This is a genomic window from Primorskyibacter flagellatus, from assembly GCF_900176485.1.
Lineage (GTDB): Bacteria > Pseudomonadota > Alphaproteobacteria > Rhodobacterales > Rhodobacteraceae > Primorskyibacter > Primorskyibacter flagellatus.
Genome location: NZ_FWYD01000004.1, coordinates 180,358 through 193,581, shown reverse-complemented (window position 1 = coordinate 193,581; position 13,224 = coordinate 180,358). Strand labels below are relative to the sequence as shown.

At 60.8% G+C, this 13,224-nt stretch carries 10 protein-coding genes and 1 tRNA gene; 9 read left to right on the top strand and 2 right to left on the bottom strand.

Translation table 11 applies throughout. The annotated features are described in order from the left end of the window. Positions 1-374: 374 nt before the first annotated feature. The 3 genes from lon (at position 375) to B8991_RS08940 (ending at position 3,499) form a co-directional block, all read left to right on the top strand. Positions 375-2,780 (top strand): endopeptidase La, encoded by a 2,406-nt coding sequence (gene lon, locus B8991_RS08950; protein WP_084352734.1) that lies wholly within the window; start codon positions 375-377, stop codon positions 2,778-2,780. A 193-nt stretch (positions 2,781-2,973) separates the two neighbouring features. After that, a complete protein-coding gene (locus B8991_RS08945) occupies positions 2,974-3,405 on the top strand; it encodes an HU family DNA-binding protein (protein ID WP_084352603.1) in 432 nt (143 codons plus the stop codon). A gap of 19 nt (positions 3,406-3,424) precedes the next feature. Next, positions 3,425-3,499: transfer RNA gene (locus B8991_RS08940), tRNA-Val, on the top strand. A 376-nt stretch (positions 3,500-3,875) separates the two neighbouring features. Here B8991_RS08940 and guaD read toward each other — a convergent pair. Further along, positions 3,876-5,183 carry a guanine deaminase gene (guaD, locus tag B8991_RS08935; protein WP_084352601.1) on the bottom strand — a complete coding sequence of 436 codons (1,308 nt, stop codon included), beginning with the start codon at positions 5,181-5,183 and terminating at the stop codon, positions 3,876-3,878. 120 nt (positions 5,184-5,303) lie between these two features. Here guaD and mgtE point away from each other — a divergent pair, with 120 nt between their 5' ends. The 5 genes from mgtE (at position 5,304) to B8991_RS08910 (ending at position 10,330) form a co-directional block, all read left to right on the top strand. Further along, the gene (gene mgtE, locus B8991_RS08930; protein WP_084352599.1) at positions 5,304-6,698 is read left to right on the top strand and encodes a magnesium transporter; all 1,395 of its coding nucleotides are present in this window, start codon (positions 5,304-5,306) and stop codon (positions 6,696-6,698) included. Continuing rightward, complete coding sequence (locus tag B8991_RS08925; protein ID WP_084352597.1) at positions 6,695-7,249, top strand: 5-formyltetrahydrofolate cyclo-ligase; 555 nt, start codon at positions 6,695-6,697, stop codon at positions 7,247-7,249. Before mgtE ends, B8991_RS08925 begins: the two co-directional genes overlap by 4 nt. Positions 7,250-7,478: 229 nt before the next feature. After that, positions 7,479-8,291, top strand: coding sequence for a TIGR00282 family metallophosphoesterase (locus B8991_RS08920; RefSeq protein WP_084352595.1), 813 nt, complete (start codon positions 7,479-7,481; stop codon positions 8,289-8,291). Next, entirely contained in the window at positions 8,288-8,524 is a 237-nt protein-coding gene (locus B8991_RS08915) for a hypothetical protein (protein WP_084352593.1), read from the top strand. The genes B8991_RS08920 and B8991_RS08915 overlap by 4 nt, the downstream gene beginning before the upstream one ends. Positions 8,525-8,551: 27 nt before the next feature. Next, positions 8,552-10,330 carry an SLC13 family permease gene (locus B8991_RS08910; RefSeq protein ID WP_084352591.1) on the top strand — a complete coding sequence of 593 codons (1,779 nt, stop codon included), beginning with the start codon at positions 8,552-8,554 and terminating at the stop codon, positions 10,328-10,330. 158 nt (positions 10,331-10,488) lie between these two features. Here B8991_RS08910 and B8991_RS08905 read toward each other — a convergent pair whose 3' ends face one another. Continuing rightward, positions 10,489-12,267, bottom strand: a complete 1,779-nt coding sequence (locus tag B8991_RS08905; protein ID WP_084352733.1) for an SLC13 family permease — start codon at positions 12,265-12,267, stop codon at positions 10,489-10,491. A 130-nt stretch (positions 12,268-12,397) separates the two neighbouring features. Here B8991_RS08905 and B8991_RS08900 point away from each other — a divergent pair, with 130 nt between their 5' ends. Continuing rightward, positions 12,398-13,138 carry a YebC/PmpR family DNA-binding transcriptional regulator gene (locus B8991_RS08900; RefSeq protein WP_084352589.1) on the top strand — a complete coding sequence of 247 codons (741 nt, stop codon included), beginning with the start codon at positions 12,398-12,400 and terminating at the stop codon, positions 13,136-13,138. Positions 13,139-13,224 lie beyond the last annotated feature (86 nt).

Sequence of the window (13,224 nt, the reverse complement as noted above, 5' to 3'; positions counted from 1 at the left end):
CAGGTGGCCAGACCTGCACGCAGGCACCGCCCGCCGCGCCGACGCATGTACTGTGCATGAGTTCTGCAAATGCAGACCTGCTGACAAAAAACGCCGATAGTTAGACAATTTGGGTTGTTGCGACCCTGGCCCTTGTTGGTGGGACCGACACCTGCTCACTCGACGGGTTGTCGTCGGGTGCGCAGGTTGCCGTTTTTTGGCTTTACCCACAATTGCGTGGTTGCGGTCCCCGTGTCACGCGGTCATTCTGGCGTGAAAACGTGGAGACGGTTGAAAACGGGGACGCTAGGCCCCAAATCTTGAGACCAGACAGGAGACGGACAGCGCTGCCGAAATTCGGGGCCAGACCGTCTTGCCAATAATAAGGAATGAGCATGCAACAGCCCCTCAACGCATCCTATCCAGTGCTGCCGCTGCGCGATATCGTGGTGTTCCCGCATATGATCGTGCCGCTGTTTGTCGGACGTGAAAAATCTGTCCGGGCATTGGAAGAGGTGATGGCCGATGACAAGCAGATCCTGCTGTCCAGCCAGATTGACCCTGCCGTCGATGATCCCGACAGCGACGGTATTTTTCGTGCAGGCGTGCTTGCCAACGTCTTGCAATTGCTGAAACTTCCCGATGGCACCGTCAAGGTGCTGGTCGAAGGTCAGGCGCGGGTGCGGATCACCGACTATGTCGATAATGATGATTTTTTCGAGGCTTCGGCAGAGTATCTGACCGAGATCCCCGGTGACACGGCAGCGATTTCCGCGCTGCTGCGCACCGTTGGCGACGAGTTCGAACGCTATGCCAAGGTCAAGAAGAACATCCCCGAAGAAGCGCTGAGCGCGGTCTCCGACACGACCGAGCCTGCCAAACTGGCCGATCTTGTGGCCGGTCATCTGGGCATCGAGGTCGAGCAAAAGCAGGAGCTTTTGGAAACGCTGTCCGTCAGCGAGCGGCTGGAGAAGGTTTACGGCCTGATGCAGGGCGAAATGTCTGTTCTGCAAGTCGAGAAAAAGATCAAGACCCGCGTCAAAAGTCAGATGGAGCGGACCCAGCGCGAGTACTATCTGAATGAGCAGATGAAAGCCATTCAGAAGGAGCTTGGCGATGGCGAAGACGGCCAGAACGAGGTTGCCGAACTGGAAGAGCGGGTCGCCAAGACCAAGCTGTCCAAAGAGGCCCGCGAAAAGGCCGATGCCGAGATCAAGAAGCTGAAAAACATGTCGCCGATGTCCGCAGAGGCAACGGTGGTGCGCAACTATCTGGACTGGATGCTGTCGATCCCGTGGGGCGTGAAGTCTCGCGTCAAGAAAGATCTGGGTCGGGCACAGAAGGTGCTGGATGACGATCACTACAGCCTCGACAAGGTCAAGGAACGCATCGTCGAATACCTCGCCGTGCAACAACGCTCGAAAAAGCTGAAAGGCCCGATCATGTGCCTTGTCGGCCCTCCGGGTGTTGGTAAAACCAGCTTGGGTAAGTCGGTTGCGCGCGCCACGGGCCGCGAATTCATCCGCATCAGCCTTGGCGGCGTGCGCGACGAATCCGAGATCCGCGGTCACCGCCGGACCTATATCGGCTCCATGCCGGGCAAGATCATTCAGGCGCTGAAAAAGGCGAAGACGACAAACCCGCTGATCCTGCTCGACGAGATCGACAAGATGGGCCAGGATTTCCGTGGCGACCCCGCCTCGGCGATGCTGGAAGTGCTTGATCCGGAACAGAACTCTACGTTCATGGACCACTATCTTGAGGTGGAATACGACCTCAGCAACGTGATGTTCATCACCACGTCCAACAGCTATAACATGCCTGGGCCGTTGCTTGACCGGATGGAGATCATTCCGCTGTCGGGCTACACCGAGGATGAAAAGCTGGAGATCGCCAAGCGGCATCTGCTGTCCAAGCAGGTCAAGAACCACGGTCTGAAGAAGGGCGAGTTCGAGGTGACCGACGAAGCGATCACCGACATCGTTCGCTACTACACACGCGAAGCCGGTGTGCGGAATCTGGAGCGGGAACTGGCCAAGCTGGCACGGAAGTCCGTGACGAAGATCGTGAAGCGCGAAACCGACAAGGTTGAGGTTTCATCGGACAATCTTGATGATTTCCTCGGCGTGCGGAAACACCGCTATGGACTGACGGAAGAACAGCATCAGGTCGGCGTGGTGACGGGCCTTGCCTATACCTCCGTCGGTGGCGATCTGTTGCATATCGAAGCGCTGCGCCTGCCGGGCAAGGGCCGGATGAAGACCACCGGCACGTTGGGCGACGTGATGAAAGAGTCGATTGACGCCGCATCCAGCTATGTGCGGTCGATCAGTCCGCAGATCGGGGTCAAACCGCCCCGTTTTGAGAAGTGGGATATCCACGTTCACGTTCCGGACGGTGCCACGCCCAAGGACGGTCCTTCGGCCGGTCTGGCAATGGTCACGTCTATCGTGTCGGTGTTGACCGGGATTCCGGTGCGTAAGGACATCGCCATGACGGGCGAGGTGTCGCTGCGCGGTAACGCGATGCCGATCGGCGGGCTCAAGGAAAAGCTGTTGGCGGCGTTGCGAGGCGGGGTCAAGACCGTGCTCATTCCGGCAGAGAACGAAAAGGATCTGGTCGAGCTTCCCGATAACGTCAAAAGCGGGTTGGAAATCATCCCGGTCAGCCATGTGTCAGAGGTGCTGGAACGCGCGCTTATCCGCAGCCCGGAACCGATCGAATGGGACGAGGCCGCCGAAGAAGCCGCCGCCGCTGCGTTATCAGTCGATGGGAAAGGCCCGCAGGCGACTGCGCACTGATCGCTGGCGAACACAAGCAAGACTGAAATGGGCATGCTTCGGCGTGCCCATTTTTCATTCTGCGTGGGGCATCGGCAAAGTGTTGACGACAGAAGTTCACCGGATTGGTGGATCGTCATCCGTAAACTGTGTAGACCTTGGAATAACGCAGTCGCTGATGATCATCGGCAGAATAAAGGTAGGATTAGCAACTATGGCAGCTTCCCGCACACCCAGCACGACAGGCACACAAACCACCTCTGCAAAATCGACAGCCAAAAAACCCGCAGCGGCCAAAGCGCAGGCCCCGGCGCAAACCGATATCGCCGCAGTCGAGGCCGAGAGCCTGCGAGTTTCGGCCATAGGCGACGTGGCATCGGAGCTTCGCAAGAAAGAGCTGATCGAACTTGTCGTGTCGCGCTGCGATGTGAAGAAACGTGATGCCAAGCCCGCGATCGAGGCAGCCCTTGCTGTTCTGGGCGAGGCGCTGAAAGCAGGGCGCGAGGTCAACCTGCAACCGATGGGCAAGATCAAGATCAAGCGTAGCAAACTGGTCGGCAATGCGCAGGTCTCGACGCTTCATCTGCGCCAGAACAATGCGGCACAAGTCGGCGGCAAGGATCCTCTTGCACAGACCGAAGACTGACGCTAAGACGCGGCGCAACGGGTGATTAGCTCAGTGGTAGAGCGCTTCGTTCACATCGAAGATGTCAGGGGTTCAAATCCCTTATCACCCACCATTTTTCTATAAGTCACCGCCGCCCTTTGATCACATGAACAGATAATCCTTGCGTCCGAGAGTCGCCGGGTGATTGAGCGCACACAGATATTGTTGTCCCGTTCAAGAAAGCGGCTTTTGAAATGTGTTCGCGCCTTTGGGGTGCGGCCGAGCGCATATCGATGGCTGCTGCAACATCGATTTTCCAGAGATATTAGGAAATTTCGGCGAGAGCCATGTTTTAAGATCGTCAAATGCCCGTTTCGTCTTTTCCTGCCGCAGGGCTACGCGTTCTTCAACAGGTTCGTATCGTGCCTCTTTCCACAGTATGGAGGGCAGAGATGCGCTTGATCGCCTCCTCGGCGCTGCCCGTAGGGCAGTGTGACAGGTTGTGCGCTTCAGCGCGCTCCTTTTGGAAAAACCAGGTTTCCACCGATCCATGCATCACGGATGGCGCGGTCGTCGCCCATCATTATAGTCGGGAACACTGCTTCCCAAATGTCGTTTGCGCGGCGGGATCTCTGCGCGATTGCCGGTGTGGAACTCAGATCCAGAACGCAGATGTCGGCCTCCATCCCCGGTGCCAGCGCGCCAATATGCTCGCCCTGACGCAGGGCTTCTGCCGAACCTGCCGTTGCCAGCCACAACAGAAACGCCGGATGCAAGGGCTGACCGCGCAACTGCGCCACCTCATAGGCCGCGCACATCGTGCGAAGCATTGAAAAATCCGACCCGCCGCCGGTATCGGTGGCCAGCCCAATGCGCTGGCCTTCCGCGACAAGGCCGGCCATGTCGAACAGGCCGGAGCCGATGAACGTGTTGGAGGTTGGACAATGCACCAGTGCTGCGCCCACCTCTGCCAGCCGGTCGCGTTCGCGCGGTTCCAGATGGATCGAATGACCGTAAAGCCCGTTTTCGCCCAGCAACCCGTACATTTCATAGGTATCGAGATAATCGCGCGCCTGCGGGAAGAGCCGTTTTACCCAGGCGATCTCGTCGGTCTGCTCACTAAGATGGGTCTGCATCAGGCAATCGGGGTTCTCTGACCACAATGCCCCCAGTGCCGACAGCTGCTCTGGCGTCGAGGTCGGCGAGAAGCGTGGCGTGATGACATAGCCCAAGCGGTCAACCCCGTGCCACCGGTCCAGCAAGGCGCGGCTTTCGTCATAGGCCTGCTGCGGGCTGTCGGTCAGACCCTCGGGCGCATTGCGGTCCATGCAGGTCTTGCCGCCCAGCACGCGCATCCCACGGGCCTGCGCCGCCTCGAAGAACGCGTCGACGCTTTGCGGATGTACGGTGCAAAAGCTGCACACCGTCGTGGTGCCATGTGCCAGCAACAAGTCAAGATAGCGACCGGCGATCTCTGAAGCATAGGCGGGATCACCAAAACGCATCTCTTCGGGAAAGGTATAGCTGTTGAGCCAGTCGATCAGCCGTTTGCCCCAGCTCGCGATCATCGCGGTCTGCGGATAATGCGCATGCGCATCGACAAAGCCGGGCAGGATCAGCGCATCGCCATAAGCGATTTCCTCGGCATCCGGGTGGGCGGCACGCAGCTTTGCCGTGGAACCGGTCGCCACGATCCTCCCGCCCTTGATCAGCACGCCCCCCGCACTGTCGTAAATCGCTGCGCCCTCCGGGCTGGTCAGGCCGGGGCGGGCGTTGAATGTCAGGGTCTGCCCGGTCAAGAGGGTTGTTGCGGTCATGGTGCGGTTCCTTTTCCGAAACACCGTAAAATGCGTTGTTCCAAAGGTAAATCTCTGCAATGTCTGTTGTTCGCGACGTCAATCAGATACCATCTATTCAACACCAAACCGAGGGGGCGCATGTCTGAAGAAACCGAGGACCTGATCCCCGAGACAGAATCAGAAGAGCAGGCCTACTCGCTGGAAAAAAAGGCGATCGCGGCGATCCTCTATGCTGTCGATGTCGAGGACCGCGAACAGCTTGTCGAACTGCTGGAGCCGCTGCATGCGGCCGATATTGCCGACCTTCTTGAACAGATCAATCCGTTCGACCGGCGCCGTCTGATCCTGCTTTATGACAAGGAATTCGACGGCGAAATCCTGTCCGAACTGGATGAGGTGATCCGCGAAGAAGTGATCTCGATCCTCAAGCCGGATGTGCTTGCCGATGCCGTCCGCGAGATGGACAGCGACGATGTGGTCGATCTGCTGGAGGATCTCGAAGAGACCCAGCACGACGCCATTCTGGACGCGCTGGAGGATTCCGACCGGGATGCGGTGCAGCGGTCGCTGAACTATCCGGAATATTCTGCCGGTCGCCTGATGCAGACCGAGGTGGTGATGGCACCCGAGCATTGGACGGTGGGCCAGGCGATCGACTATCTGCGCGGCCAGGACGACCTGCCGGAGCAGTTCTACCATGTGATCCTCGTCGATCCGCGCTTGCATCCGATTGGCAATGTCACGCTTGGCAAGATCATGGCGTCACGACGCGACGTGCCCCTGCGCGATCTGACAGAGCAGATGTTCCGGGTCATTCCGGTGACGCAGGATGAGGGCGATGTTGCCTATGCGTTCAACCAGTATCACCTGATTTCGGCACCTGTTGTCGATGATGAGGGCCGTCTGATCGGTATGATCACCATTGACGACGCGATGACCGTTCTGGACGAAGAGCATGAAGAGGACATCCTGCGTCTGGCCGGTGTTGGCGAGGAATCGAGCCTGTCGGACAGGGTGCTGGAAACCACGCGCCAGCGGCTGCCATGGCTGGGGGTCAATCTGGTGACGGCGGTGCTGGCCTCGCTGGTGATTGCCCAGTTCCAGGGCGCGATTGCAAGCCTTGTGGCGCTGGCCGTTCTGATGCCGATTGTGGCCTCGATGGGGGGCAATGCGGGCACGCAATCACTGACCGTCGCGGTGCGCGCTCTGGCAACCAAGGACCTGACCGGGGCCAACGTCTGGCGAGTGCTTCGACGTGAAGTGCTGGTCGGGCTGATCAACGGGCTGATCTTTGCGCTGATCATGGGGATCGTGGGTCTTGTCTGGTTCGGTTCCTGGCAGCTTGGTTATGTGATTGCTGCGGCCATGGTCATCAATCTTGTGATCGCTGGTCTTGCGGGAACCGCGATTCCGGTGATCTTGCAGCGCGTGGGCGTCGATCCGGCGCTGGCATCGGGGGCGTTCGTCACCACGGTGACGGATATTGTGGGCTTTCTTGCGTTTCTGGGCCTCGCTGTTCTGGTGCTGCTATGACACTGGCGGAACAAAAGGATGCGGCCCGCAAAGCCGCTTTTGCGCGCCGCAAACAGGCGTTCGAAATGCGCGCACCGGGGCAGGCCGGGGCCCTGTCAGAGGTGCTGGCCGGGTATCGCGGCGTTCCTCTGGCTGGGTACATGCCGATGCGGACCGAGATCGACCCTCTGGCTGCAATGGCCGAAGCCAGCGCCCACGGTCCGGTCGGTGTGCCGGTGATCCGCGGGGCGGGGCAGCCATTGGTGTTCAGCCTGTGGGAGCCGGATCGTGATTTGGTCGATGGGCCGTTCGGGGCGCAGGTGCCCGCAACGGAACGTCTGATGGTGCCTGAGATCCTGATTATTCCTTTGGTTGCGTTCACGCGCAAGGGCGACCGTCTGGGCTATGGTGGAGGGTTCTACGACCGGACGCTGGAGGGATTGTGCGAGCATCGCCCGACGCTGGCGATAGGGTTTGCATTTGCCGCACAGGAAGCGACGGATCTGCCGCTTGAACCCACCGATCAGAAGCTGGACATGATCGTTACCGAGACCGGCATCCTCACGCCCTGATCCGCCGGTTGGCCGCTTCCACATTGAGCGCGCCATGCGCGCACTGGATCAGCGCCGCCCTGCGGGCGACGCCCGGGGCCGGACGCAAGATGCGTCCGGCAAGCGCGTGTCTGGCGCTTTGCGTCGCTCGGGCGGCCATGGTCCAGTTGACAATGATGCGACGCAAAAGACGAGGCGGCAGGATTGGCCGCCCCTTGCCCTTCGCGCCGCGCCAGCCTAGGGATCGGGTATGAGAACACTTTTCCTAGGAGACGTGATGGGCCGCGCCGGGCGCACGGCTATCAGCACCGGCTTGCGTCAGTTGCAGGCCGATCTGTGCGTCGATTTCACCGTCGTGAATGGCGAGAACGCCTCCCACGGCATGGGGCTGACTGGTGAACACGCCAAGCTGTTGCTAGAGGCGGGCGCGGATTGTGTCACGCTCGGCGATCACGCCTTCGACCAGAAAGACATGCTGCGTCATATCGAGGGCGAGACGCGTATTCTGAGGCCGCTCAACTTTGCCAAGGGCGCGCCGGGGCGTGGACACGGCCTGTTCACGGATCGGCGGGGCCGCAAGGTTCTGGTGCTTCAGGTTCTGGGGCAGGTCTTCATGAAACGCGCCTATGACGATCCGTTCAGCGCCGTGGACGAGGTGCTGCGCAAGCATCCGCTGGGTGGGCAGGCGCAGATGATTTTGGTGGATATGCATTGCGAAGCCACATCCGAGAAGATGGGGATGGGGCATTACTGCGATGGCCGCGCCAGCCTTGTCGTCGGCACCCATACGCATGTGCCCACGGCGGACGCGCAGATCCTTCCCGGCGGCACGGGGTATCTGACCGATGCCGGTATGTGCGGCGATTACAACTCTGTCATCGGCATGGAAAAGGCGGAACCGATGCGCCGTTTCGTGACCGGCATGGCCAAGGAACGGTTCCAGCCCGCACGGGGCGAGGCGACATTGTCGGGCGTGTTGGTCGAGACGGATGACCGCACCGGTCGTGCGACCTCAATCCACATGATCCGCCGCGGTGGCCGGTTGGAGCCTGCCGCGCCATGACAGGTGCGCTTGCGCTGTCATTTGTCGTGCTGACCCAAGGCGGTGCCGCGGCAGCGCGCAGGGCCCGGCCGCTGATGGCGATGTTGGCCGGAGGCACCGGGCACATGCCGTCCGGGGGGATGTTTTTACAGCAACTGGTTGCGAAAAGTCTGCTGGTCGGCGTAGCGGTTATGCAGCCAAGACCACGCGCGGCGCTTGCCCCCGACCTCGGCACAGGTCAGAATGCAGTCTGAAAACAAGAGCGGGGGCCGGGCAGGCTGATGCAACTCTTCGAATTGTCGCAAACCGGACAAGCCATGTTTGCCCTGGCTGTCGTGGCGGCCATGTTCGTGCTGTTCCTGCGTGAGACCTACCCGACAGAGGTGGTGGCCATTGCGGGGGCGTCGGTCATGTTGGCCACCGGCGTTTTGCCCTATGACGACGCGCTCGCCGTGTTGTCCAACCCCGCCCCATGGACGATTGCCGCGATGTTCATCGTGATGGGCGCGTTGGTGCGCACCGGCGCGCTGGAGGCGTTCACCTCTCTCGCTGACAAGCAGGCGCAAAAGAACCCGCGGCTGGCCATTGGCATGATGCTGGCCTTCGTGCTGGCCTCTTCTGCGGTTGTATCCAACACGCCTGTGGTCGTGGTGATGATTCCGGTTTTCGTGCAACTGTCGCGCACCTTGGGCATTCAGGCCTCGAAGCTGCTGATCCCGCTGAGCTATGCGGCGATCCTGGGCGGCACGCTTACCCTGATCGGGACATCGACCAACCTGCTGGTCGACGGCGTTGCGCGCTCTGCCGGGCTGGAACCGTTCAGCATCTTCGAGGTCACGCCGCTTGGCCTGGCGCTGGTGGCCTGGGGGATGTTCTATCTGCGCTTTCTGGGGCCCATCCTGCTGCCGGACCGCGACAGCATGGCGATGATGCTGTCCGACAAAAGTCGGATGAAGTTCTTCACCGAGGCGGTGATTCCCCCCGACAGCAACCTGATCGGCCGCGAAGTCACCGGCGTGCAGCTTTTCAAACGCGAAGGGGTGCGGCTGATCGACGTTGTGCGCGGCGACACATCGCTGCGCCGCGATCTCAAGGCGGTCACGCTCCAGGTTGGCGACCGCGTGGTGTTACGCACGCAGATGACAGAAATTCTCAGCCTGCAATCGAACCGCGAACTCAAGCGCGTGGATCAGGTCTCGGCGGTAGAGACGTCGACGGTCGAGGTGCTGATCACGCCGGGCTGCAAGATGGTCGGGCGCAGCCTTGGCGCGTTGCGTTTGCGCCGTCGCTACGGGGTCTATCCTCTGGCTGTGCACCGTCGGAACCAGAATATCGGTCGTCAGCTTGACGAGTTGGTGGTGCGCGTCGGCGACACGCTGCTTCTGGAAGGCGCGCCTGCCGACATCCAGCGGCTTGCCAGCGAGATGGAACTGGTGGATGTGACCAAGCCCTCGGCCCGCGCGTTTCGCCGCAACCACGCCCCGATTGCGATCATCGCCCTGTTCGGTATCGTGATCCTTGCGGCTTTCGGCATCGCGCCAATCCTGATGTTGTCCGTTTTTGCCGTGGCGATGGTGTTTCTCACCCGCTGCATTGACGCGGATGAGGCGTTCTCCTTCGTGGACGGGCGTTTGCTGTCGCTGATCTTCTCGATGCTCGCGATAGGCGCGGCGCTTCAGGCATCCGGCGCGGTAGAGCTGATCGTGCGCGGCGCGGCGCCCTATATGGGGATGCTGCCGGGGCCGCTGCTGATCTGGGCGATTTATCTGCTGACCTCAGTTTTGACGGAACTGGTGTCGAACAACGCGGTGGCCGTGGTGGTTACGCCGATCGCCATCGGTTTGGCGCAGGCGCTTGGCGTCGATCCGCGACCGCTTGTCGTGGCGGTGATGATTGCCGCGTCCTGTAGCTTTGCCACGCCTATCGGGTATCAGACCAATACGCTTGTGTATGGGCCGGGCGGATACCGCTTTACCGACTTCATGAAGGTGGGCATCCCCCTGAACCTGTCGGTGGGTCTGCTCTCGGCACTGCTGATCCCGCTGATCTGGCCGCTATAGGGGTCAACTGCTTGACGCAAGCAATCGCCTGGTCGGTCAGTTAAATTTAACGCGGGGGAGACCATGCGCCAGCATGGGCGGGGGCAGCGCCCCATCTGCGTGTACGCAAAAATGAACCCTGTGTGCGCGGCACGCGCACTCCGTCAGATCAAACCTTGTCAGGGCGTGAACGGCCAGACAATCATCAGTACCGGCAGTGTGACCGCGACGATAAGGATCTCCAGCGGCAAGCCCATGCGCCAGTAATCGCCAAACCGGTAACCGCCGGGGCCAAGGATCAACGTGTTGTTCTTATGCCCGATCGGCGTCAGGAACGCCGCAGAGGCAGCCACCGCCACGGCCATCAGAAACGGATCAGGCGACACGTCCAGCGTCCGCGCCATTTCGATCCCGACGGGGGCGGCGACAATGGTGGTGGCAGTGTTGTTGAGAACATCCGACAGGGTCATGGTCACCACCATCAACACGCCAAGGATCATCCAGGGTGCCCAGCCTTCGGTCAGTCCGACCAGGCCGTGTGCGATCAGCTGGGTGCCACCCGCGTCCTCCAGCGCCGCGCCTAGCGGGATCATGCTGCCCAAAAGGACCACAACCGGCCATTCAATATGATCGTAAATCTCTGCCAATGGCAGAATACGCGCCAGAACATAACCGATCACCACCAGCCCCAATGCGACAGGAAGGTAGACCAGCCCGAATGATGCCGCCGCCACGGCGGATCCGAACAGGCCGATCGCGATCCATGTCTTGCGATCCTGCGTCACTGCAAGCCTGCGGCTCGCAAGCGGCAGGCAGCCGAGATATGTCACCACGTCGTCGGCAGTTTCGCGCGGCGCAAGCAACAGAAGAATGTCACCGGGCCGGATCTCGGTCTTGCGGACCTGACGGCTGAGGCGTCGGCCCTGCCGCGAAATGCCCATCAGCACGGTGCGCTGCCGCCAGGCCAGCCCAAGGCTTTGCATCGTGCGCCCGACAGGGGGAGAGTTTTCCGGGACCACGACTTCTATCAAGCGCAGCCCGTCACCCTCGACCTCCAGCAACTCTTCGCGACGCGTGTCGGAGAAATCGAGCTTCAGGGCAGAGCGGAATTCGTCAAGCGCTTCGGGGGTTGCCTCCAGTACCAGCGCGTCCTGCGCCCGCAGCGGCGTGTTGCCTTGCCGCCCGTAACGGCGTTCGCCGTCGCGGATCAGGCCAAGCATGGCGACATCGGAGGCTTCCGCTTCGGGGCGCAACTCGTTCAGGCGTTTGCCGATGAGGGGGCTGTCATCCGGCACTGTAAGTTCGGCGACATATTGCTGAAGATCGGCGGCGCGGGCACCGGTGGCACCCCGGTCCGGGACAAGGCGCCAGCCAACAAGCGCCACAAAAAGCAGCCCCGCGATCGCGGCGGCGGCACCGACCGGAGCAAAATCGAACATTCCGAAAGGCGTGCCCAGCGTCTGTTCGCGGATCGTTGCGATGATGATGTTGGGGGGCGTTCCGATCAAGGTGACCATGCCGCCGAGGATCGTGGCAAAGCTGAGCGCCATCAGAGTCTTTCCCGGTGCGCGCCCCGCCTTATGGGCGGTCTGCATATCCACCGGCATCAGCAAGGCCAGTGCGGCCACGTTGTTCATAAAGGCCGACAATACGCCACCCACAGCCCCCATGATCGCAATATGGGACGCCACATTGCGGGTGCTGTCGATCATCGTCCGGGTGATCAGATAGACCGCGCCGGAACGCACCAGCCCGGCCGAGACGATCAGCACAAGCGCCACGATCAGCGTGGCGGGATGGCCAAATCCGGAAAACGCCTTTTCAGACGGCACAAGCCCCAGCACGACGGCCAGCATCAGGCCCGCGAACGCGACCATGTCATAGCGAAACTTTCCCCACAGCAGCAGGCCGAAGATTGTGCCGAAGAGCGCGAAGAGCAGGATTTGATCCGTTGTCATCCAGCATACATAGATCGCGGCCGGGGCGCTGACCAGAGAGCGTCGCAACGGGCGGTCTTGCCCAACGCCCCGCTGCTGTCATATAGACAGCCCGATAAACCCCAAACGCGCAGATTCAGGTAGGAACCACATGGCCGGCCATTCAAAATGGGCAAATATTCAGCATCGCAAGGGACGTCAGGACGCTGCACGGTCCAAACTTTTCTCCAAACTGTCCAAAGAGATTACCGTGGCCGCCAAGATGGGCGATCCCGATCCCGAGAAGAACCCGCGCCTGCGGCTGGCGGTCAAGGAAGCCAAATCGCAATCGGTGCCCAAGGATGTGATTGATCGCGCGATCAAGAAATCCCAGGCGGGCGACAGCGAGGATTACGAAGAAATCCGCTATGAAGGCTATGGCCCCAATGGGGTTGCGGTGATTGTCGAGGCGATGACCGACAATCGCAACCGGACCGCGTCCACCGTGCGGTCCACCTTTACCAAGAATGGCGGCAATCTGGGCGAGACCGGCTCTGTCGGGTTCATGTTCGAACGCAAGGGCGAAGTCACCTATGCCGTGGAGGCCGGAGATGCCGACACGGTGATGATGGCCGCGATCGAGGCCGGGGCCGAGGATGCGGAATCATCTGAGGATGGCCATGTGATCTGGTGCGCCGATACCGATTTGAACGATGTCGCGAACGCGCTGGAGGCGGAACTGGGCGAGTCGGAATCGACCAAGCTGGTCTGGCGACCGACAACGACCACCGAACTGGATCTGGACGCCATGCAGAAGCTGATGAAGCTGGTGGACGCGCTGGAAGATGATGACGATGTGCAGCGCGTGACGACGAATTTCGAAGCCTCCGACGAGGTTATGGCGCAGCTTTGACCTTTATGCGCGAGCGGTTTTGACCTGATTGGGTGCCCGTTCCGGGCACGCAGTTTGGTTGGCGTCGCCTCCGGCACCGCGCTGGC

What these genes read in the sequence shown, in the direction of transcription:
- B8991_RS08905 (WP_084352733.1), bottom strand. Translation starts at nt 12,267, where the DNA reads ATGACAACGGATCAAATCCTGCTCTTCGCGCTCTTCGGCACAATCTTC.
- B8991_RS08945 (WP_084352603.1), top strand. Translation starts at nt 2,974, where the DNA reads ATGGCAGCTTCCCGCACACCCAGCACGACAGGCACACAAACCACCTCT.
- B8991_RS08900 (WP_084352589.1), top strand. Translation starts at nt 12,398, where the DNA reads ATGGCCGGCCATTCAAAATGGGCAAATATTCAGCATCGCAAGGGACGT.
- B8991_RS08915 (WP_084352593.1), top strand. Translation starts at nt 8,288, where the DNA reads ATGACAGGTGCGCTTGCGCTGTCATTTGTCGTGCTGACCCAAGGCGGT.
- B8991_RS08920 (WP_084352595.1), top strand. Translation starts at nt 7,479, where the DNA reads ATGAGAACACTTTTCCTAGGAGACGTGATGGGCCGCGCCGGGCGCACG.
- mgtE (WP_084352599.1), top strand. Translation starts at nt 5,304, where the DNA reads ATGTCTGAAGAAACCGAGGACCTGATCCCCGAGACAGAATCAGAAGAG.
- guaD (WP_084352601.1), bottom strand. Translation starts at nt 5,183, where the DNA reads ATGACCGCAACAACCCTCTTGACCGGGCAGACCCTGACATTCAACGCC.
- lon (WP_084352734.1), top strand. Translation starts at nt 375, where the DNA reads ATGCAACAGCCCCTCAACGCATCCTATCCAGTGCTGCCGCTGCGCGAT.
- B8991_RS08910 (WP_084352591.1), top strand. Translation starts at nt 8,552, where the DNA reads ATGCAACTCTTCGAATTGTCGCAAACCGGACAAGCCATGTTTGCCCTG.
- B8991_RS08925 (WP_084352597.1), top strand. Translation starts at nt 6,695, where the DNA reads ATGACACTGGCGGAACAAAAGGATGCGGCCCGCAAAGCCGCTTTTGCG.